The organism is Mesorhizobium sp. M2A.F.Ca.ET.043.02.1.1 (genome assembly GCF_003952405.1).
GTDB lineage: Bacteria > Pseudomonadota > Alphaproteobacteria > Rhizobiales > Rhizobiaceae > Mesorhizobium.
In genome coordinates, this window is the sequence record NZ_CP034445.1 from 1990256 (window position 1) to 2010236 (window position 19981).

Here is a 19981-nt window from a genome sequence, read left to right on the forward strand (position 1 = left end):
GTCGGAGGCCGCGTTCCGTCACCCCCGGCCTGGGCTCGGCTTTTTCAATAGCCAGCGTATCGCCAACCCTTCGAGGCGCGCATGACCCGCGCCCTCACCCTCCTGCGTCGCCGTCTTGTCGGCAGCCTCTTCGTGCTGCTCATCGTCGTCATCGGCAGCTTCCTCCTCCTCGAAGCCGCTCCGGGCGACGCGGTCGACGCCTACATCGTCTCGACCGGCGGCGACGCCGGCATGATCGAACTGCTGCGCCATCGTTGGGGCCTCGACCAGTCGGAGCTCACCCGTCTCGCCAACTACCTCTGGGCCTTGCTGCATCTCGACCTCGGCCAATCCGTTACCTTCTCGCGGCCGATCCGTGACGTGATCCTCGAACGCCTGCCGACCACGCTGGTCCTTATGGGCAGCGCCACCGCGCTCTCCTTCGGCCTCGGCTCGGCGCTCGGCATCTATGCCGGCGCTGCGCCCGGCAGCTTCCGCGACCGCTTCCTGTCGATCGGCTCGCTGGCGCTCTATGCCGTGCCGGGCTTCTGGCTCGGCCTCGTGCTGATCGTCGTCTTCGCCGTCGACCTGCGCTGGCTGCCGATCGGCGGCATCGAGACCATAGCCTCCGGCAAAACCGGATTTTCCCGCGCCGCCGACATCGCCACCCATCTGGTGCTGCCGGTCTCGGCGCTCGGCTTCATCTATCTCGCGCTCTATCTGCGCATGATGCGCGCCGGCATGGCCGAAGCCTGGCGGCAGGATTTTGTCCTCGCCGCCCGCGCCAGGGGCCTGCCCCGCCGCCGCGTCGTGCTTGCCCATGTCGCCCGCAACGCGCTTTTGCCATTGGTCACCATGCTCGGCCTGCAATCGGCGCAAATGCTTGGCGGCAGCGTCGTCATCGAAAGCGTCTTTGCCGTGCCCGGCCTCGGCCGGCTGGCGCAGGAGGCCGTCGCCGGACGCGACACGCCGCTGCTGCTCGGCATCATCCTGGTCAGCGCCGTCCTGGTCGTCGTCATCAATCTCCTGGTCGACCTCGCCTATGCTGTCCTCGATCCACGCGTCGGCGCCGGCGAGGCAAGCGCATGAACCGCCTGCGCCGTTTCTTGCGCACCCCGGAAGCGATCGCCGGTGCCTCGATCCTCGCCTTGCTCGTCGTCATGGCACTGGCGGCGCCGATGCTCTTTCCCGGCGACCCGCAGGCGATCGCTGGCCCAGCGCTGTTGCCGCCGTTCCAGGACTGGCGGCTGCCGCTCGGCACCGACCGGCTCGGCCGCGACGTGCTGGCGGAGCTGTTCCACGGCGCCCGTACCTCATTGGCGGTCGGCCTGGCGGCGGCTGCCGCCGCGCTCCTGATCGGCGCCGTGGTCGGCACCTTGGCCGGCTTCGCCGGCGGCCTGATCGATGAGGTGCTGATGCGCATCACCGACGCCTTCCAGACCGTGCCGAGCTTCCTGCTGGCGCTCGCCTTCGTAAGCATCGTCGGGCCTTCGCTGGGCGCGGTCGTCGCGGCGATCGCGCTCAGCGCCTGGACCGGACCCGCGCGCGTCGCCCGCGCGGAAGTGCTGTCGATCCGCGAGCGCGACTACGTCGCCGGCGCCCGCGTCATCGGCATGCACCCGCTTGAGATCGCTTTTCGCGAGGTGCTGCCCAATGCCTTGCCGCCGGTGCTGGCGCTATCCTCGGTGATCGTCGCGGCTGCGATCCTCACCGAGGCCGCGCTTTCCTTCCTCGGCCTCGGCGATCCCAACCGCGTCACCTGGGGCGGCATGATCGCCGAAGGCCGCACGGTGCTGCGCACCGCGCCGTTCCTGTCGATCGTTCCGGGCGTAGCGCTCGTGCTGACGGTGCTCGGCGTCCATCTCGCCGGCGAAGGTGTGGTGGAAAGCACCGCGGTGCGCAGGAGCCTGTCGTGACGGCGTTGCTTTCCATTCGCGATCTGAGAGTTGCCTATCGGCGCGACGGCGCCGAGGTGGTGGCGCTGAAAGGTGTGAGCCTGGACGTTCTCGAAGGCGAGCGCCTGGCGATCATCGGTGAAAGCGGTTCGGGCAAGAGCACGCTAGCGCTGGCGGTTGCGGGGTTGTTGGCGCGGGGTGCCGAGATTGGCGGGCGCATGGATTGGTCCCTGCCGGCTAGGGTTGGCGCCAAGGCCCCCCTCTCTGGCCTGCCGGCCATCTCCCCCTCAAGGGGGGAGATTGGCAGCTCCGTCGCCGGCTCTCATCTTGCGACCTTGAAAATTGGCGAAGGCGGAGATCACGACCTAATCTCCTCCCCGGGGGAGATGTCCGGCAGGACAAAGAGGGGGGCGAAGGATCGCCAACCGTCCGCACCTGCCACAAGCCACCCCCTCCTCGGCCGTGACATCGGCTTTGTCTTCCAGGACCCCTCCTCCAGTCTCGACCCGGTCATGCCAGTCGGCAAGCAGATCGCCGAGGTGGCGCGCACCCATCTCGACCTCACTTGGCGCGAAGCCATCGCCAAGGCCAAAACCCTGCTCGAACGCGTCCGCCTCCCCAATCCCGACGCCACTCTCCACGCCTACCCCCACCAGCTCTCCGGCGGGCAGAAGCAGCGAGTGGCCATCGCTGCGGCAATCGCCGCCGGACCGAAACTCCTGATCGCCGACGAAGCGACCAGCGCGCTCGACACCATCGTCCAGGCCGAGATCGTCGCCCTGATCCGCAGGCTGGTCACGGAGGACGGCATGACGCTCATCTTCGTCAGTCACGACATCGCGCTCGCCGCCTCGCTCGCCAATCGCATCGCGGCGCTGCGCCATGGCGAACTGGTCGAGCTCGGCGAGACCAGTCAAATCGTCAACGCGCCTCAGCATGCCTATACGCGCGCCCTGCTCGACGCTCATCTTGGCCTCGACGCCGAGCCTCCGCTTGACCGACAGGGCATCTCGGCATGATCCTGCTTGCCGTCTCCAATCTCACCAAGCGCTACCATCGCGGCGGCAAGGCTTTCGCGGCGGTCGATGACGTATCCTTCGAGATCGGCCCGGCGGAGACGCTGGCGCTTGCCGGCCCGTCCGGCAGCGGCAAATCGACCCTCGCACGGTTGGTGCTGCGGCTGGTCGAGCCCGATACCGGCCGCGTCGACTTCGAAGGCGGCGACTTCCTCGCTTTGTCGGGCGCCGCTTTGCGCGCCCGCCGTGCCCGCCTGCAAATGGTATTCCAGGACCCGCTCGCGGCCTTCAACCCGCGCGCAACTGTGGCTCGCGTGCTGGACGATCCTTTGCGCATCCACAACATCGCCCCGCGTGCCGCGCGTCCGCGCCGCATCGCGGCGCTTTTGGAGCGCGTCGGCCTCGATACCGGCCTCGCCGCGCGCGCCATCCACGAGATTTCCGGCGGCCAGCGACAGCGCGTCGCGATCGCTCGCGCCATCGCCACGCGGCCGTCGCTGATCGTCCTCGACGAGGCAGTGTCGGCACTCGACGTCTCGGTGCGCGGACAGATCCTGGAATTGCTGCTCGACCTGCAACGGCGGGAACGGATCGCCTATCTGTTCATTTCGCATGACCTCGGCGTGATCCGCGCCGTGGCGCATCGCGTCATCATCCTCGACGCCGGCCGGATCGCCGAGAGCGGCGATGCCCGCGCCGTCATCGCCAACCCGCAATCGCCGGTCGGCAAGGCCCTTGTCGAGGCGGCACCGAGATTGAACAGGAACCGGCCATGATCCCGCAAAGTGGCAACCGATTTGCGGACAAGATCATGGTCAAACAACAAGATCAGGACGCACGATGACCGATCCCGAAGCAGCCAGAGCCGAGAAACTGTCGCGCGAGCTCGATTCCGCCTTCCGCAACCGCGCCGACCTCTACCGCCTCTTCCTCGACGAACTGACCGCCGAGCTCGGCGCCGAGCAGGCCGAGGCGGTGATGATCCGCAGCATCGAGAAGCGCGGCCGGGAAGTCGCGGCGGCGGCCTTCGCCGGCTTCGGTCCAAACGACGCGCCGGCGATCGGCGAGGCGTTCCTCGCCGTCAGTCCGGATGGTGGGCGCATGTATCCGACCGACATCGAGCGCGGTCCGGACCACATCGCCTTCAAGGTGAAGCGCTGCCCGTTGAAGGATGCGTGGGTGGAAGCAGGCGTCGGCGAGGAGAAACTCGCCACGCTCTGCCGCATCGCCGGCGCCTTCGACCGCGGCCTGTTCGAGGCGACCGGCGTTCGCTTCGCCAATGTCACATGGACGCCGGGCCACGGCTCCGGCTGCTGCCACATCGCGCTGACCAATCGCGACGCCTAAGCAATTCCAGGAAAAGTGCGCAGCGGTTTTCCGTCCGGAATTGCGCAAAAACAAAGAGACTAGCCGGTACAGCCTAACCTTCGGCAAAGACGTGCAGCTCGCCGCCTGCTTCGTCGATCGCGGCGCGCAGTTCCGCTGCCGGCTCGCTGTCGGTGACGATGTCCGAGATCTCGCTCAGCGCGCAGACGCGCTCCAGGCCGCTGCGGCCGAACTTGTCGTTGGTGACGACCAGCATCGTCGACAGTGACCGCCTCATCATCGCCCGCTTCACCGCCGCCGCGCCCGAGATCATGTCGCTTGGCCCTTCGGCGTTCAGCGCCGAGGCGCCGATGATGGCGACGTCGGCATTGTAGCGGCGCACGAATTCGACCGTGTCCTCGCCGAGCACCGCGGCCTCGCGGCTGTCATAGGTGCCGGGGCAGAGGATGACGCGGAAGCCGGGATTGGCGCCGGCCACAGAGGCGACGCCGATGGAGTTGGTGATGATCGTCAGGTCCCGGCCGTGCTGCGAGAGGCTGCGCGCCACCTCGTAGGTGGTCGATCCACCGTCGATCATCACGATCGAGCCTTTCTCCACCAGTCCGGCCGCACCACGCCCGATGCGGGCCCGCTCCTCGACCATTGTGAGGCCGCGCTCGGCAATCACCGGTTCCGACGTCACCAGCGAAATGGTGGCGCCGCCATAGGTGCGGTTGAGCAGCCCCGCCTCGCCGAGCTCGATGAGATCTCGGCGGATGGTCTCGCCGGCCACGCCGATGCGGCGCGCAAGCTTCGAGATGCGGATCGAGGCGGAGCGCCGGACCTCCGACAGGATCAGCTCATGGCGCTCCTTCTTCGTCAGTCGGCCCGGCTCGATGTTCATCCGCTTTTCCTTCTCGGGATTTCCTTCCCGTCGCAGAGACATTAGCTACGCCAGGGAAAGGAAACCAGCGTCAGTGACGCAGCCGATCGCGCATCGCATACCACAACATGCCAAGCACGTAGAGCGGGCCGCGCAGCGCCGTGCCTCCGGGAAACGGCAGCGGCGTCAGCATCGAGAACAGGTCGAGCCGCGAGGCATCGCCCGTGATCGCTTCCGCCAGGAGCTTGCCCGACAGCGTCGACAGGATGACGCCCTTGCCGGAATAGCCATGCGCGAAATAGACCTCGCCATAGTGCCCGATGTGCGGCAGGCGCGACGTCGTCACCGACACAAGCCCGCCCCAGGCGTGGTCGATGCGGCAGCCCTTGAGCTGCGGAAAGGTCTTTTCCATATGCGGCCGCACGAAGCCGGCAATGTCGGCCGGCGGCGACGGCGTGTAGCGCTCGCCGCCGCCGAACAGCAGGCGGCCGTCCGCCGACATGCGGTAGTAGTTGACGACAAACAGCGTGTCCGAGACCGCGACATTGGCCGGGATGACATTGCGCTCGCCCAGCGGCTCGGTGGCGACGATGTAGTTGCCGACCGGCATGATGCGGCTATTGACGCGCGGCTCCAGTCCCTTGAGCAGCGCATCGCCGGCCAGCACCACATGCCTGGCGCGGACCGCCCCGTTGTCGGTGAACACCCGGATCGACGGCTCCCGCTCCAGCCGCACCGCAACCGAGTTCTCATGGATGACGACGCCGGCGCCAACCGCGGCGCGCGCAAGCCCCAGCGTGTAGTTGAGCGGATGCATGTGTCCGCCGAGCCTTTCATAGACCGCGCCCTGATAGGGCGTGTCGACCATCTGCCGCGCCTCGGCCGCCGACAGGATCTCGACATCGGTGAACTTCATCACCTTGGCGAGGCATTCGGCCTCTTCCTCGAAGTCGCGCACATCCGAAGCGCTGACCGCGCCGACCAGGTGGCCGGTAAGGCGCAAGTCGCATTCGATGCCGTGGCGCTCGATGATGTCGAGCACCAGCCCGCGCGCCTCGAAGGCGAGGTCGAACAGCGCCTTCGCCCGTTCCGGCCCGAAGGACTTGACCAGCCCCTTGGCGCCCTTGCGCAGGCCGGGGATCATCTGGCCGCCATTGCGGCCCGAGGCGCCCCAGCCGATCTTGCCGCCTTCGAGCAGCACCACTTTAAGACCGCGCTCGGCGGCATGCAGCGCCGTCGAAAGGCCGGTGCAGCCGCCGCCCACCACCACCAGATCGGCCTCGACATCGCCGGCAAGTGCCGGATGGTCGGGCTCCGAATTGGCGGTGGCGACGTAATAGGATTTGCCGATACCGAGACCGGAATTGAAACCTGTCGAACGCAAAGTCATGGTCACACCTTGAGCAGCAGGTGGTCGCGTTCCCAGGACGTCACGACGCTCTGGAACAGGTCTAGCTCGACGCTCTTCACGCGCAGATAGGTCTGGAAGAAATCCTCGCCGAGCAGCGCCCGCACGGGCTCGCAGGCGGCGAAACGATCGAGCGCTTCCTCCATCGTCTTCGGCAGCGTGCTCTTGTTTTTATAGGCATTGCCGAAGGCCTCATCCGAGCGCGCAAGCTTCTCCTCGATGCCGAGATAGCCGGCGATCAGCGAGCCGGCCATCGCTAGATAGGGATTGGCGTCGGCACCAGGCAGACGGTTCTCGATGCGGCGCGCGGCGCGCCCGCCCAGCGGCACGCGCAGGCCGCAGGAGCGGTTGTCATGCGCCCACTCGATGTTGGCCGGAGCGCTGTGGCCGGGGCGGATGCGGCGGTACGAATTCGCATGCGGCGCGAACAGCGGCATGATTTCGGGGATGTATTTCTGCAGCCCACCGATGAAATGCGAGAACATCGCGCTGTCCTCGCCGTCTTCGCCGGCAAACAGGGGCTCGCCCTTCCGGTCGACGATCGACATGTGCAGATGCATGGCGCTGCCGGCCTGCGCGGCGATCGGCTTGGCCATGAAGGTCGCGTGCATGCCGTTCGCCTGCGCGATCTGCCGCGCCAGGCGCTTGAACAGAAGCACCTGGTCGGCGAGCGTCAGCGGATCGCCATGCAGCAGATTGATCTCGAGCTGCGCCGTGCCGGATTCATGGATCAGCGTCTCCACCGGCAAGCCCACGACGGCGGCATGTTCATAGAGCCGCCGCGTCACCGCTTCGAACTCCTCCATCGCCTGCATGTCGTAGGGATGCTGCACGTTTTCCGGCCGGCCGTTGCGCCCGACCGGCGCAGTGATGGGACGATCCGGGTCGGGATTCGGCGCCGTGAGGTAGAATTCGAGCTCCGGCGCCACCACCGCGCGCCAGCCGCGCTGCTCATAAAGCCCGAGCACGGCTTTCAGCACATGGCGCGGCGAGGCCATCCACGGCCGGTCGTCCATGTGGAACGTATCGGCAAAAACATAGGCTCGGCCGGCGCTGCCTGGCGCAAGGCACAGGCTCGAAACGTCGGGCACCATGCGCATGTCCGGGTCGGAATAGGCAAAGGCCTCATCGATGGAGCCGGAATAGCGGCCGTCGATCGCCACCAGGAAGGCGCTGCTCGGTAAATACAGCGCTCGGTCGTCGAGCGACTTGAGGAACTTGGCTACCGGCAAGGTCTTGCCGCGCAACACGCCGTTGACGTCGGGCACGAAGCATTCGACTTCGTTGATCGCGTGCGTCTTCAGCCAGCTTTGCGTGTCCGCGCCGGGGAATGAGGTGTTCAGATTGTCAGGCATTGGTCATGTCCGTACGAAGGAGAAATCGCTTCGGCGGGCATGTCCGTTCCCGGTAGGGCGTTATCTAAGCTGCTTATCCGAGGACGGACGCCCGCCTGATGGCCGGCCGAAAGGCCGGGTGCAGCGTCCCTTGCACCCCTTCGGTCCAGCCGTCGCGAACGACATGCGAGCCGACCTTGGTCTCCTCCGCGCGCTGCAGGTTCTCGTGGCGGCAGCAGCGCATGATCAGTGATATCCGGCGCGCGCAAAAGAAATACCGCAGGCGACAAAATGCCTGGCGCGGTATTGCTGTTTTGCAGCTTGCATGACTGATCCTGTCAAAGTGAGCTTATGATTTGACCGATCATCGCCGCCGGCGCAAGTCCGCTTTGCTGGACCAGATCAGCCGATGCTCTCGCCGCCGTCAACCACCAGCGCCTGTCTGGTCGAGATCATCGACGCGCGGATCGGCTGAGCCTCGACTCCATTGGATCGACGGTCGCGAACACCGCGCTCGCCTCGCTGACGATCGAGACATGATCCCGGGCCGCCTTGCCCGCGGCCGCCGCGTCACCGCGCATGATCGCGGTGACGATCACATCATGCTCCTGCCAGGACTTGGCCAGCCGGCCCGGCAGCATGAATTGCGCGCGCCGGAACGGCGCCAGCCGGCTGCGGGTCGCCACCGTCAGCTCGTGGATATGCGTGTTGTGGGCGCCGCGATAAAGCCTGCTGTGGAACTCGGTGTTGAAATACTCGTAGTCCTCCTCGGCGCCGAGCTGCACCATGCGCGCCGACGCCTGATGCTCCATCTCCAGCGAGCGGCGCTCGGCGCCGGTCATGCGCTCGGCGGAGAAGCGCGCGCAGATCGCCTCCAGCTCGGCCATGCTCTCGAACATCGAGGCCAGATGCTCCTGCGTGACCACGGCGACGATGGCGCCTCGGTTGGGCCGCCTCTCGACCAGCCCAATGGCGCTCAACTGGCTGAGCGCCTCCCGGACCGGCGTGCGCGAAACGTCGAAGCGGGCGGCGAGCGAGCCCTCGTCGAGCTTTTCGCCGGGACGCAGATAGCCGGTGACGATGCGGTCCGCGATCGCCCGCACCATCTGATCCACGGTCGTGCCCGACCTGACCAAGCCACGCTTTCCCGACACGTCTCCTCCGCCCAGTTTATTGTCGACGGCCCGCGAGGTGGACGGTCCACGGGCTGTTTCGACTCAAGGCCGCATCCCTGTATGCCTAGATTTTGACCTCAATGTCAAATTGATCATTTATCAGGCAAAAAGTGCATGCACTTGCCTTTAGTTTATGCATGCCCTCTAAATTCATTTATTGATTTTATTACGGAAAATCAAAAAAAGGAACTGGCACAGCGATTGCATGCACTTTCTTGACGAGGTGTTAACCGACCCCATCAGGGTCCAAGAAAGGGGAGCATTCGATATGACCGGAAAATTCATGCTTAGCCGCCGCAATCTGCTCAAGACCTCCGCCGCCGGGGCGGCGCTCGGTCTGGCCTCGGCGGCCTTTCCGATCCGCGCGGCGCGCGCCGCCGCCGCCACCGTCGGCTTCATCTATGTCGGTCCGAAGGACGACTATGGCTACAACCAGGCGCATGCCGAAGGCGCGGCGTCGCTGAAGGGGGTCGAAGGCATCTCCATTGTCGAGGAAGAGAACGTCCCCGAGACGGTCGACGTCCAGAAGACGATGGAATCGATGATCAATCTCGACGGCGCCTCGCTGATCTTCCCGACCTCCTTCGGCTATTTCGATCCGCATATGCTGGCCATGTGCGCCAAGTTCCCCGACGTGCAGTTCCGCCATTGCGGCGGCATGTGGAACAAGGACAAGCACCCGATGAACGCCGGCTCCTATTTCGGCTATATCGGCATGGGCCAGTATCTGAACGGCGTCGTCGCCGGCCACACCAGCAAGTCGAAGAAGCTCGGCTTCGTCGCCGCCAAGCCGATCCCGCAGGTCCTGCTCAACATCAACTCCTTCCTGCTCGGCGCCCGCTCAGTCGATCCGGCGATCACTTGCCAGGTGATCTTCACCGGCGAGTGGTCGCTGGCGGTGAAGGAGGCCGAGGCCACCAATGCGCTGATCGATCAGGGCGCCGACGTCGTCACCTGCCATGTCGACAGCCCCAAGGTGGTGGTCGAGACAGCCGCCGGTCGCGGCGCTTTCATCTGCGGCTACCACGCCAACCAGAGCCCGCTGGCGCCGGAAAAATACCTGACCGGCGCGGAATGGAACTGGGCCAAGGTCTACAAGATGTTCGTCGACGACCTGATCGCCGGCAAGCCGCTGCCCAATTTCACGCGTGGCGGACTGGCCGACGGCTTCGTCAAGATGAGCCCGCTCGGCCCCGCCGTCGGCGAAGCGGCACGCAAGCAGTTCGACGCCACGCTGGCCGAAATGATGAAGGGCGGCTTCTCCGTCATCAAGGGACCGTTGAAGAGCAACAAGGGCGCCGTCGTCGCGACCGAAGGCCAGGCCTTCGTCGAGACCGCCATCGAGCTCGAAAGCATGGACTATCTCGTCGAGGGCATCGTCGGCTCGACGGCCTGAGGCATTGCGTGTCGCCCAAAACTGCGCGGCGGTTTTGGGATGACGACATGCATCCGAGCAAGAGCTTGAGGCACGCTTCAAGCAGGCCGAGGGAGACGGGATATGGCGGACACTGTGAGCAGCCCGGACGTGCGGACCATCCTCGACGCCGGAGGATACCGGGCGGCGCTCGAATGGACCGCGAGGCGGGCGGAGGCCTTCGTCATTCCGCTCGCGGCGCTGGTCGTCGGCATGGTGCTGTTCAGCCTGTTCATCCTGGCTGTCGGCAAGTCGCCGGTGCAGCTTTATGAGACGATGTGGCGGGGCGGCTTCGGCTCCTGGTTCTCGATCCAGAACTCGCTGTCGCGCGGCGCGCCGCTCCTGCTTGCGGCGCTGTGCGTGGCGCTGCCGGCGCGCCTTGGTCTGGTCGTGATCGGCGGCGAAGGCGCGATCGTGCTGGGCGGCGTCGCCGCGGCCGCCATCGGCGTCGCGCTGAACGGCGCGCCGTCCTTCCTCGTAATCCTCCTCATGGGCGTGGGGGGCGCAGCCGCCGGCGGCATCTGGATAGGTGTCGTCGGCGCGCTCCGCCATTACCGAGCCGTCAACGAGACCATCTCCAGCCTGCTGATGGCCTATATAGCCATCGCGCTGATGAACCATCTGGTGGAAGGGCCGCTGCGCGACCCGGCCTCGCTGAATAAACCCTCGACCCAGCCGCTGGCCGACATCTACCGCATCGGCAACATACCGGGCATGGAGGTGCATTGGGGTCTCGTGGTCGGCATCCTCGCCTGCGTGCTCTCCTGGCTGCTGATCGAGAAGACCCGCTGGGGTTTTGCCGCCCGCATCGCCGGCGGCAATGTCAGGGCCGCGCAGGTCCAGGGCCTTGCCGTCGGACCGCTGATCGTCGGCTTCACCGCGCTGGCGGGCGGTTTCGCCGGCCTCGCCGGCATGCTGGAGGTCGCGGCGGTGCAGGGCAGCGCCAACGGCTCGCTTGCCGCCGGCTACGGCTATACCGGCATCCTCGTCGCCTTCCTCGCCCGCCACAACCCGCTTGCCATCATCCCTGTCGCCATCCTGCTTGGCGGCATCGACGCGTCCGGCGGACTGATCCAGCGCCGCATGGACCTGCCCGACGCAACTGTCCTGGTGCTGCAGGGCATGCTGTTCATCGTCATCCTTTTCAGCGAGACCTTCTACGGCCGCTTCAAGCTCTTCAACCCGGACCTCTGGCAGAGGCCCCATTTTTTGAAGGGAAATGTCTGATGGAAACGACCGACATCGGACTGTGGGGCGTGCCGCTCGCCATGCTGGGCGGGGCTATCCGCGTCTCCACCCCCTTCATCTTCGTCTCGCTCGGCGAGGCCATCACCGAGCGTTCCGGCCGCATCAATCTCGGCCTCGAAGGCACGCTGGTGTTCGGCGCCATGAGCGCCTACGCGATCGCGGTAATGACCGGCTCGCCATGGCTCGGCCTTCTGGCCGCGGCGCTCGCCGGCCTCTGCTTCGGCCTCTTCCACGGCTGGATCTGCAAATTCCCGAAGGTCAACGACATCGCCATCGGCATCGCCCTGATGCTGTTCGGCACCGGGCTCGCCTTCTTCTTCGGCAAGCCGTTCATCCAGCCTTCGGCGCCCGACCTGCCGGCGATCCGGTTCGGCAACTGGTCCGACATCCCGCAGGTGCAGGCGGCGCTCAACGTCAACGTGCTGTTCCTGATCGGTGCCGCACTTGCCGTCTTCCTCTGGTGGGCCTTCCGCAACACGCGCGTCGGCCTGATCGTGCGCGTGGTCGGCGACAGCGCCGACGCGGCGCGCGCCATGGGCCTCAATCCCAACACGGTGCGGCTGCTCGCCACAGGCGTCGGCGGCGCGCTGGCCGGCATCGGCGGCGCCTACCTGTCGCTCTACTATCCCGGCAGCTGGACCGAGCGCATCTCGTCGGGCCAAGGACTGATGGCGGTGGCGCTGGTCATCTTCGCGCGCTGGAATCCGCTTGGCTGCTTTGCCGCAGCGCTCCTGTTCGGCGGCGCCGGCGCGCTCGGCCCGGCGCTGCAGTCGGTGGGCGTCACGCAGGGCTACTACCTTTTCTACGCCGCGCCCTACATCCTCACCCTCATCATCATGATCGCCACCTCGTCGCCGAGCCGCACGCTCGCCGGCGCGCCCGGCGAACTGTCGATCACCAAATGACCGCGCACCACGCACCGCTCGCGAGACCGGAGTTTTCGCCATGAACGCCAGAGCCGAGATCACCCAGCGCTACATCGACGCCGATCCCTATCCCTGGCCCTACAATGGCGATCTCAGGCCCGACAACACGGCGCTGATCATCATCGACATGCAGACCGACTTCTGCGGGCCTGGCGGCTATGTCGACCATATGGGCTACGACCTGTCGCTGGTCCGCGCGCCGATCGAGCCGATCAAATCGGTGCTCTCCGCCATGCGGGCCAAGGGCTACACCATCATCCACACGCGCGAGGGCCACCGCCCTGACCTCGCAGACCTGCCGGCCAACAAGCGCTGGCGCTCGCGCCGCATCAATGCCGGCATCGGCGATCCGGGTCCGTGCGGGCGTATCCTGGTACGCGGCGAGCCGGGCTGGGACATCATCCCCGACCTCTATCCGACCGAGGGCGAGCCGATCATCGACAAGCCCGGCAAGGGCTCCTTCTGCGCCACCGACCTCGAGCTGATCCTCAACCAGCGCGGCATCGAGAACATCGTGCTCACCGGCATCACCACCGATGTCTGCGTGCACACCACCATGCGCGAGGCCAACGACCGCGGCTTCGAATGCGTGATGCTGGAGGATTGCTGCGGGGCGACCGACTACGGCAACCATTTGGCGGCGATCAAGATGATCAAGATGCAGGGCGGCGTGTTCGGCGCGGTGTCGAATTCGGCCGCGCTCGTCGCGCAGCTGCCGTGAGGAGCCGGCGATGAGCGGAACGCAAGGAAAGGCGACCGGCGTCGAGACCATCGGCATGACGATGCGCTTCGGCGCCTTCACCGCGCTGGACGATGTCTCCATCAAGGTGCCGGAAGGCTCCTTCCACGCGCTGCTCGGCGAGAACGGCGCCGGCAAGTCGACGCTGGTCAAATGCATGATGGGTTTCTACCACCCGACATCGGGCGACATGCTGGTCGATGGACGCCAAGTCGCGATCGCCAGCCCCAGGGATGCCTCGGCGCTCGGCCTCGGCATGGTCTACCAGCATTTCACGCTGGTGCCATCGCTGACGGGCGCCGAGAACCTGGTCATCTCGCGCGAAAAAGTGCCGGGCGTCATCGACTGGCGCAAGGAGCGCACGGCGCTTGCCCAATTCATGGAGCGCATGCCCTTCAAGCTGCCGCTCGACGTCAAGGTGGCCGAGCTAGCCGCCGGCGAGAAGCAGAAGCTGGAGATCATCAAGCAGCTTTATCTCGGCCGCAATTTCCTGGTGCTGGACGAGCCGACGTCCGTGCTCACTCCGGGCGAGGCGCAGGAAGTGCTTGGCCTGGTGCGCGGCATGACCAAGGCCGGCGATCTCACCGTGCTGATGATCTCGCACAAATTCCACGAGGTCACCGCATTCGCCGACGACATCACCGTGCTGCGCAAGGGCAGGCTCACCGGAACCGGCAAGGTCTCCGATCTCACCCACAAGGCCATGGCCGCGATGATGATCGGCGACCAGCCGATCGCCGCGCTCGACAGCCGCGCGGCGCAGAAGCAGGACGCCGAGATCGTGCTCAAAGTGAAGGCGCTGAAGGCGCCGGACCGCACCGGGCTCAAGTCGATCGACATCGCCGATCTCGGCGTGCGCTCCGGTGAGATCGTCGGCATCGCCGGCATTTCGGGCAACGGCCAGAAGGAGTTCCTGGAAGTGCTGGCCGGGCAGCGCCCGCGCAATGGCGGCGAGGTGATGGTGCGCGGCGCCGCCTACGCGGCGACGCGCGCCGAAGCGCGCACGTTCAATGTCCGCCTCATCCCGGAGGAGCCGCTGAAGAATGCTTGTGCACCGAGGATGACAGTGGCCGAGAACATCGCTTTCCGCACCTTCGACGTGGACGGCAACGGCAAGCCGGTGAGCTGGATCAGCGCCGGTGCCATCAAATCCTTCAGCGCCCGGCTGGTCGAGCAGTTCAAGGTAAAGACCGCATCGCTGTCTTCGCCGATCGCTTCGCTGTCGGGCGGCAATGTGCAGCGCGCCGTGCTCGCCCGCGAGCTCACCGGCGAGGTCGACCTTTTGATCGTCTCCAACCCGTGCTTCGGCCTCGATTTCTCCGCCGTCGCCGAGATCCGCGCCCGTATCATGAAGGCGCGCAACGCAGGTGCCGCGGTGCTGTTGATGTCGGAAGACCTGGACGAGCTACTGGAACTCTCGGACCGCATCCTCGTCATGTCCGACGGCGCGCTGGTCTATGAGACGCCGATTGCGCAGGCGAGCGTGCAGACCATCGGCGAGCACATGGCGGGGCATCACTGATGGCGGAAATCGCAGCGCAGCCCTTCGCCTTTGCCTTCAGGCCCGAGACGACGGCGCTCATCGTCATCGACATGCAGCGCGACTTTGCCGAGCCGGGCGGGTTCGGAGCGAGTCTCGGCAACGACGTCAGCCGGGTCACGGCGATCGTGCCGACGGTGAAGCGGCTGATCGAAGGCTTTCGCGCCGCGGGCCTGCCGGTGATCCATACCATGGAGTGCCACAAGCCCGACCTTTCAGACCTGCCTCCCGCCAAGCGCGACCGCGGCAATCCCTCGATCCGGATCGGCGATGTCGGCCCGATGGGCCGCGTCCTGATCGCCGGCGAGCCGGGCACCGCGATCCTCGACGAGCTCGCGCCCCTGCCCTGCGAGATTGTCATCGAGAAGCCCGGCAAGGGCGCCTTCTACGCGACCGGCCTCGGCGACGACCTGAAACGGCTCGGCGCGCGGCAACTGGTGTTCGCCGGCGTGACGACCGAGGTCTGCGTGCAGACGACGATGCGCGAGGCCAACGACCGCGGCTACGAATGCCTGGTCGCCGAGGATGCGACGGAAAGCTACTTTCCCGAATTCAAGGCGGCCGCGCTCGCGATGATCCGGGCGCAGGGCGCCATCGTCGGCTGGACGGCGACCACCGATCAGGTCCTCGAGGGAATTGCGAATGCCTAATCTTGCCTTTGCCGGCCTCCTTGACGGCGGCTGGCGCGATCTGGCGTTCGAGCCTTTCCGCGACGGCGTCACCGTGCATTGGCTGCTCAAGGGCGGCCCGGTCGAACCGTCGGTCGCGCTGCTCAAATATCAGCCGGGCGCCGGCGTGCCGCGCCACCGTCATGCCGGGCTGGAAACCATCGTCGTGCTGGAAGGCACCCAGAGCGACGAGAACGGCGACTATCCAGCGGGCAGCGTGATCCTCAATCCGGTCGGCACGGAGCATTCTGTGTGGACGAAGGACGGCTGCGTGGTGCTGATCCAGTGGGACCTGCCGGTGATCATCCTGGGGGAGACGAAATGAACGACATCCGCTTCGACATCGGCAGCCTGCGCGCGGCCTACCAAAGCGGGCTTGGCATCGCCGAGGTGATCGATACGGTCCTTGCCCGCATCGATGCGGCCGGCGACCCCGGCATCTTCATCCACCTAGCGACGAAAGCGGAGTTGCTGGCCGAGGCCGAGGCGCTCGGCTCGTTTGACCCCGTGGCGAAGCCGCTCTGGGGCATCCCCTTCGCCGTCAAGGACAACATCGATGTCGCCGGCATGCCGACCACGGCGGCTTGCGCGGAATATGCCTACACGCCGGACAAAGACGCGACGGTCGTGGCGAGGCTCAGGGCCGCCGGCGCGTTTGTCGTCGGCAAGACCAATCTCGACCAGTTCGCCACCGGCCTTGTCGGCGTGCGCACACCCTGGCCGATCCCAAGGAACGCGATCGATCCGAAACTCGTGCCCGGCGGCTCCTCCTCCGGCTCGGCGGTTGCGACGGCGCGCGGCATCGTCTCCTTCGCGCTCGGCACCGACACCGCCGGCTCTGGCCGCATTCCGGCCGGCCTTAACAACATTGTCGGGCTGAAGCCGACGGTCGGAGCGCTGTCGACGACGGGCGTTGTTCCGGCCTGCCGGACCCTCGACTGCGTCTCGGTCTTCGCGCTGACGGTCGATGACGCCTATGCGGTGTTCTCGGTCGCTGCCGCGCATGACGCCGCCGATCCCTATTCGCGCGCCATCGCCGTCCAGCCCCTCGCCGCCCGACCGCCGGTGCTGACCATCGGCATCCCGGCAAAGGCCGATCTGAAGTTCTTCGGCGACGCATCGATGCAGGCAGGCTTCGAGGCAGCTCTCGCATCCCTGGAAACGCTCGGCGCCCGGCTTGTCGAAATCCCGTTCGGCGACTTCTACGCCACCGCCGACCTGCTCTACGAAGGCGCCTGGGTGGCGGAGCGCTATGCGGCGATCCGCGATTTCTTCGAAGCGAATGAAGCAGCCCTCCATCCGGTGACGCGCAAGATCATCGGTGGCGCCAGGAACCTGTCGGCCGCCGATGCTTTCCGCGGCCTCTACGCCTTGCAGGCCTACAAGGCCCGCCTGGCCCCCGTCATCGCCTCCGTCGACCTTTTCTGCATGCCGACGGCGCCGACCCACTACAGCGTCGATGCCGTGCTCGCCGATCCGATCGTCACCAACAGCCGGCTGGGCACCTACACCAATTTCGTCAATCTGCTCGACATGTGCGGCATCGCCGTGCCGACCGGCACGCGCGACGACGGCCTGCCGATGAGCGTGACCCTGCTTGCCGCCGCAGGACGCGACGGCCTCGTCGCAGCGGTGGCACGCGATCTCCATGCCGCGAGCGGCCTCGCTCTCGGCGCGACCGGATGGCCGCAGTCGAGCGCGCAGCCTGTCGGCGCGCCGGCCGATGATGGCACGATCGAACTGGTGGTGGTCGGCGCCCATCTTTCGGGAATGCCGCTCAACGGCCAATTGAAGGAGGCCGGCGCAAGCTTCAGCAGGTCGGCGCGGACGACGCCGTCCTACAAGCTCTATGAGCTCGCCGGCCAGACCCCGCCCAAGCCCGGGCTTGTCCGGGTCGGCCACGGCGGCACCGCCATCGAGATCGAGGTCTGGCGCCTTTGCGCCGATGCCTTCGGCCGTTTCGTCGCCGCCATCCCGCCGCCGCTCGGCATCGGCACCATCGAGCTCGACGACGGCACCTCGGCCAAGGGTTTCCTGGCGGAGAGCGTCGGCCTGTTGGCGGCGACGGACATCTCGGCCTATGGCGGCTGGCGCAGCTACGTCGCCAGGACGAACGAGACTCAACGCAGATTGGAGAGCGTTCCCTCCAACTGAGCGGCGGCCCGGTTCAGCGGCGACCTCGTCGGGTCAGGCCGCCATGCCAAGCGCTTCGGCGTCCGCCTCTCAGGCCAGCTCGAACCGCTCCACGGCGCGCATGATGCCGCGCAGCTCGGCAAGGCCTTTCAGCCTGCCGATCAGCGAATAGCCGGGATTGATCTTCGTCTTGCCGATATCGTCGGCGAGCAGATGGCCATGGTCCGGCCGCATCGGGATGCGCCAGTCGGACCGGCCTTCCTTGCGCCGGCGCGCCTCCTCCTTCATCAGCGCCAGGATGACTTCGGCCATGTCGGTCGAGCCTTCCAGATGCTCGGCCTCGTAGAACGAGCCATCCGCCTCGCGCGTCACGTTGCGCAGATGCGCGAAATGGATCTTCGGTCCGAACTCCTCGATCATCGCGACCAGGTCGTTGTCGGCGCGCACGCCGTAGGAGCCGGTGCAGAAGGTCAGTCCGTTCGACGGGCTGTCGACCGTTCCCACGATGAAGCGCGCGTCGTCCGCCGTGGAAACCACGCGCGGCAAACCGTAGAGCGAGAAGGGCGGATCGTCGGGATGGATGCACATGCGCGCGCCGACTTCCTCGGCGACCGGAATGATCTCCTTCAGGAACCAGGCGAGGTTGGCGCGCAGTTCGGCCGGGCCGATCGCGGCGTAATCGGCAAGCGCCTGACGCATCGTCTCGCGATTGTAGGTGCGCTCGGTGGCCGGCAGGCCGGCGATCAGATTGCGCTCTATTTTCTCGATGTCGTCGTTGCTCAGAGTCTTCAGTCGTGCTTCCGCCTCCTTAAGGCGCTCCGGACCGTAGCTCGCCTCGGCATTCGGCCGCTTCAGCACGAAGACGTCGTAGGCGGCGAAGTCGAGCGCATCGAAGCGCAACGCGTAGCCGGTGGTCGGCAACCGGTACATGAGGTCGGTGCGCGTCCAGTCCACCACCGGCATGAAGTTGTAGCAGATCGTCGAAATGCCGGCCTTCGCCAGCGCCCGGATCGTATCCCTGTACCAGCCGGCGTAGCGCTCCCGCTCGGGCGTCCCCGTCTTGATCGAATTGTGGACCGGAATGCTCTCCACCACCGACCATGTCAGCCCCGCCGCCTCGATGATGCGCTTGCGTTCGAGAATGGCGTCGAGCGGCCAGGCGTTGCCGTCATAGATGTCGTGCAGCGCCGTGACGATACCAGTCGCCCCGGCCTGCTTGATGTGGTCGAGTGTGACCGGGTCGTTCGGGCCGTACCAGCGCCAGCATTGTTCCATGACTGCCTCCCAAAGCATGCGTTTTCATCCGTGTCGTATCTGAACGGCCGCCATGCATCAAAACAAAGACGTAAAGCCGCATCGGACCGAACCCATTTCGGCGCGAGCGCTTCAGCGTGGTTGCGATCGACCATATTGTCGGATGACAATGGCCGTCAAATCAGGGGATCGCGGCGCCTTCCGACGAACCACCGACAGGCGCTTTCGTTCATCATTGCAGGAGTTTTGTCCATGAACGATTTCGACGGCAAGGTTGCCCTGGTGACGGGAACGACCGGGATCGCCGAGGCAACCGCGCGCCGTCTTGCCGAGGGCGGCGCCGCGATCATCGCGCTGGGCATCGACCAAGCCGCCAACGCGATGCTGCAGGCCGAGCTCAACCGCGCGGGCGCCGCCGCCCTCGTGCTCGCCACGGACGTTGCCGTGCCCGACCAGGTCGAGAGGGCGATCGCTTCCGGCGTCGAGAAATTCGGCGGGCTGGACGTCATCGTCAATTCGGCCGCCGTGCATCCCTACGGCACGGCCACGACGACGGATTTCGAGACCTGGAACCGGGCGATGTCGGTCAATGTCGGATCGATCTACCTCACCGCCCGTTTCGGCATACCGGAGATGATCAAGCGCGGCGGCGGCGCCATCGTAAACGTCGCCTCGGTGCAGGGCACCGCCTGCCAGGAGAATGTCGCAGCCTACGCCACCACCAAGGGCGCGATCCACACGCTGACGCGCTCGCTGGCGCTCGACTATGCCCGAAAAGGCATCCGCGTGAACTCCGTCAGCCCGGGGTCCGTGCGTACCCCGATCCTCGAACGCGCCGCCCGCGCCGAAGATCGCAATGCGGATGTCGAGGCGGCCTTCAAACGCTTCGGCGAAGCGCATCCGCTCGGCCGCATCGGCGAGCCGGAGGAAGTGGCGGACCTGATCGCGTTCCTATGCTCGTCCAAGGCAAGCTTCTGCACCGGGGCCGACTACAGGATAGATGGCGGCCTTTTGGCGGGCATCGGGGTTCGATAACGTCGCAGTCGCAATGACGCGGTTGGGCG

19 protein-coding genes are annotated in these 19981 nt (G+C 66.3%); 14 read left to right on the forward strand and 5 right to left on the reverse strand.

All coding sequences use genetic code 11. The features are described from left to right. The first annotated feature begins 81 nt into the window (after window positions 1-81). The 5 genes from EJ068_RS09455 to EJ068_RS09475 all read left to right on the forward strand — a co-directional run bounded on the left by EJ068_RS09455 (window position 82) and on the right by EJ068_RS09475 (window position 4237). Window positions 82-1068: an ABC transporter permease gene (locus EJ068_RS09455; RefSeq protein WP_127386304.1), complete on the forward strand. Its 987-nt coding sequence runs from the start codon at window positions 82-84 to the stop codon at window positions 1066-1068. Further along, a complete protein-coding gene (locus EJ068_RS09460; RefSeq protein WP_127250409.1) occupies window positions 1065-1895 on the forward strand; it encodes an ABC transporter permease in 831 nt (276 codons plus the stop codon). Before EJ068_RS09455 ends, EJ068_RS09460 begins: the two co-directional genes overlap by 4 nt. Further along, window positions 1892-2893, forward strand: a complete 1002-nt coding sequence (locus tag EJ068_RS09465) for an ABC transporter ATP-binding protein (RefSeq protein WP_145964947.1) — start codon at window positions 1892-1894, stop codon at window positions 2891-2893. Before EJ068_RS09460 ends, EJ068_RS09465 begins: the two co-directional genes overlap by 4 nt. Beyond that, the gene (locus tag EJ068_RS09470) at window positions 2890-3666 is read left to right on the forward strand and encodes an ATP-binding cassette domain-containing protein (protein ID WP_127250408.1); all 777 of its coding nucleotides are present in this window, start codon (window positions 2890-2892) and stop codon (window positions 3664-3666) included. Before EJ068_RS09465 ends, EJ068_RS09470 begins: the two co-directional genes overlap by 4 nt. Window positions 3667-3730: 64 nt before the next feature. Continuing rightward, window positions 3731-4237 carry an L-2-amino-thiazoline-4-carboxylic acid hydrolase gene (locus EJ068_RS09475; RefSeq protein ID WP_127250407.1) on the forward strand — a complete coding sequence of 169 codons (507 nt, stop codon included), beginning with the start codon at window positions 3731-3733 and terminating at the stop codon, window positions 4235-4237. A gap of 73 nt (window positions 4238-4310) precedes the next feature. On the opposite strand, the gene EJ068_RS09480 is transcribed toward EJ068_RS09475, so the two are convergent. The 4 genes from EJ068_RS09480 to EJ068_RS09495 all read right to left on the reverse strand — a co-directional run bounded on the left by EJ068_RS09480 (window position 4311) and on the right by EJ068_RS09495 (window position 8926). After that, entirely contained in the window at window positions 4311-5099 is a 789-nt protein-coding gene (locus EJ068_RS09480; RefSeq protein ID WP_245463388.1) for a DeoR/GlpR family DNA-binding transcription regulator, read from the reverse strand. A gap of 70 nt (window positions 5100-5169) precedes the next feature. Beyond that, window positions 5170-6468, reverse strand: a complete 1299-nt coding sequence (locus EJ068_RS09485) for an FAD-binding oxidoreductase (protein WP_127250406.1) — start codon at window positions 6466-6468, stop codon at window positions 5170-5172. Window positions 6469-6470: 2 nt separating this feature from the next. Then, complete coding sequence (locus EJ068_RS09490; RefSeq protein WP_127250405.1) at window positions 6471-7841, reverse strand: glutamine synthetase family protein; 1371 nt, start codon at window positions 7839-7841, stop codon at window positions 6471-6473. A gap of 431 nt (window positions 7842-8272) precedes the next feature. Further along, window positions 8273-8926: a GntR family transcriptional regulator gene (locus tag EJ068_RS09495; protein ID WP_245463451.1), complete on the reverse strand. Its 654-nt coding sequence runs from the start codon at window positions 8924-8926 to the stop codon at window positions 8273-8275. A 337-nt stretch (window positions 8927-9263) separates the two neighbouring features. Here EJ068_RS09495 and EJ068_RS09500 point away from each other — a divergent pair, with 337 nt between their 5' ends. The 8 genes from EJ068_RS09500 to atzF all read left to right on the forward strand — a co-directional run bounded on the left by EJ068_RS09500 (window position 9264) and on the right by atzF (window position 17684). Continuing rightward, window positions 9264-10391 carry a BMP family ABC transporter substrate-binding protein gene (locus EJ068_RS09500; RefSeq protein ID WP_127250404.1) on the forward strand — a complete coding sequence of 376 codons (1128 nt, stop codon included), beginning with the start codon at window positions 9264-9266 and terminating at the stop codon, window positions 10389-10391. Window positions 10392-10493: 102 nt separating this feature from the next. After that, on the forward strand, window positions 10494-11636 hold the full coding sequence (locus tag EJ068_RS09505; protein WP_127250403.1) for an ABC transporter permease: 1143 nt from the start codon (window positions 10494-10496) through the stop codon (window positions 11634-11636). Continuing rightward, a complete protein-coding gene (locus EJ068_RS09510) occupies window positions 11636-12562 on the forward strand; it encodes an ABC transporter permease (RefSeq protein WP_127250402.1) in 927 nt (308 codons plus the stop codon). Before EJ068_RS09505 ends, EJ068_RS09510 begins: the two co-directional genes overlap by 1 nt. Before the next feature lie 40 nt (window positions 12563-12602). Then, on the forward strand, window positions 12603-13304 hold the full coding sequence (locus EJ068_RS09515) for an isochorismatase family cysteine hydrolase (protein ID WP_127250401.1): 702 nt from the start codon (window positions 12603-12605) through the stop codon (window positions 13302-13304). 10 nt (window positions 13305-13314) lie between these two features. Continuing rightward, entirely contained in the window at window positions 13315-14844 is a 1530-nt protein-coding gene (locus tag EJ068_RS09520; protein WP_127250400.1) for an ABC transporter ATP-binding protein, read from the forward strand. Further along, on the forward strand, window positions 14844-15512 hold the full coding sequence (locus tag EJ068_RS09525; protein ID WP_127250399.1) for an isochorismatase family cysteine hydrolase: 669 nt from the start codon (window positions 14844-14846) through the stop codon (window positions 15510-15512). Before EJ068_RS09520 ends, EJ068_RS09525 begins: the two co-directional genes overlap by 1 nt. Continuing rightward, window positions 15505-15855 carry a cupin domain-containing protein gene (locus EJ068_RS09530; protein ID WP_127250398.1) on the forward strand — a complete coding sequence of 117 codons (351 nt, stop codon included), beginning with the start codon at window positions 15505-15507 and terminating at the stop codon, window positions 15853-15855. The genes EJ068_RS09525 and EJ068_RS09530 overlap by 8 nt, the downstream gene beginning before the upstream one ends. Next, window positions 15852-17684, forward strand: coding sequence for an allophanate hydrolase (atzF, locus tag EJ068_RS09535; RefSeq protein WP_127250397.1), 1833 nt, complete (start codon window positions 15852-15854; stop codon window positions 17682-17684). The genes EJ068_RS09530 and atzF overlap by 4 nt, the downstream gene beginning before the upstream one ends. 69 nt (window positions 17685-17753) lie before the next feature. Here atzF and uxuA read toward each other — a convergent pair whose 3' ends face one another. Continuing rightward, window positions 17754-18938 (reverse strand): mannonate dehydratase, encoded by a 1185-nt coding sequence (gene uxuA, locus EJ068_RS09540; protein ID WP_127250396.1) that lies wholly within the window; start codon window positions 18936-18938, stop codon window positions 17754-17756. Window positions 18939-19169: 231 nt separating this feature from the next. On the opposite strand from uxuA, the gene EJ068_RS09545 reads away from it, so the two are divergent. Further along, the gene (locus EJ068_RS09545) at window positions 19170-19952 is read left to right on the forward strand and encodes an SDR family oxidoreductase (RefSeq protein ID WP_127250395.1); all 783 of its coding nucleotides are present in this window, start codon (window positions 19170-19172) and stop codon (window positions 19950-19952) included. The last annotated feature ends 29 nt before the right edge of the window (window positions 19953-19981 follow it).

Bases quoted from the DNA above. Each gene is read 5' to 3' on its own strand.
- EJ068_RS09455 (WP_127386304.1), top strand. From the start codon at position 82: ATGACCCGCGCCCTCACCCTCCTGCGTCGCCGTCTTGTCGGCAGCCTC.
- EJ068_RS09460 (WP_127250409.1), top strand. From the start codon at position 1,065: ATGAACCGCCTGCGCCGTTTCTTGCGCACCCCGGAAGCGATCGCCGGT.
- EJ068_RS09470 (WP_127250408.1), top strand. From the start codon at position 2,890: ATGATCCTGCTTGCCGTCTCCAATCTCACCAAGCGCTACCATCGCGGC.
- EJ068_RS09475 (WP_127250407.1), top strand. From the start codon at position 3,731: ATGACCGATCCCGAAGCAGCCAGAGCCGAGAAACTGTCGCGCGAGCTC.
- EJ068_RS09480 (WP_245463388.1), bottom strand. From the start codon at position 5,099: ATGAACATCGAGCCGGGCCGACTGACGAAGAAGGAGCGCCATGAGCTG.
- EJ068_RS09485 (WP_127250406.1), bottom strand. From the start codon at position 6,468: ATGACTTTGCGTTCGACAGGTTTCAATTCCGGTCTCGGTATCGGCAAA.
- EJ068_RS09490 (WP_127250405.1), bottom strand. From the start codon at position 7,841: ATGCCTGACAATCTGAACACCTCATTCCCCGGCGCGGACACGCAAAGC.
- EJ068_RS09495 (WP_245463451.1), bottom strand. From the start codon at position 8,926: ATGGTGCGGGCGATCGCGGACCGCATCGTCACCGGCTATCTGCGTCCC.
- EJ068_RS09500 (WP_127250404.1), top strand. From the start codon at position 9,264: ATGACCGGAAAATTCATGCTTAGCCGCCGCAATCTGCTCAAGACCTCC.
- EJ068_RS09505 (WP_127250403.1), top strand. From the start codon at position 10,494: ATGGCGGACACTGTGAGCAGCCCGGACGTGCGGACCATCCTCGACGCC.
- EJ068_RS09510 (WP_127250402.1), top strand. From the start codon at position 11,636: ATGGAAACGACCGACATCGGACTGTGGGGCGTGCCGCTCGCCATGCTG.
- EJ068_RS09515 (WP_127250401.1), top strand. From the start codon at position 12,603: ATGAACGCCAGAGCCGAGATCACCCAGCGCTACATCGACGCCGATCCC.
- EJ068_RS09520 (WP_127250400.1), top strand. From the start codon at position 13,315: ATGAGCGGAACGCAAGGAAAGGCGACCGGCGTCGAGACCATCGGCATG.
- EJ068_RS09525 (WP_127250399.1), top strand. From the start codon at position 14,844: ATGGCGGAAATCGCAGCGCAGCCCTTCGCCTTTGCCTTCAGGCCCGAG.
- EJ068_RS09530 (WP_127250398.1), top strand. From the start codon at position 15,505: ATGCCTAATCTTGCCTTTGCCGGCCTCCTTGACGGCGGCTGGCGCGAT.
- atzF (WP_127250397.1), top strand. From the start codon at position 15,852: ATGAACGACATCCGCTTCGACATCGGCAGCCTGCGCGCGGCCTACCAA.
- uxuA (WP_127250396.1), bottom strand. From the start codon at position 18,938: ATGGAACAATGCTGGCGCTGGTACGGCCCGAACGACCCGGTCACACTC.
- EJ068_RS09545 (WP_127250395.1), top strand. From the start codon at position 19,170: ATGAACGATTTCGACGGCAAGGTTGCCCTGGTGACGGGAACGACCGGG.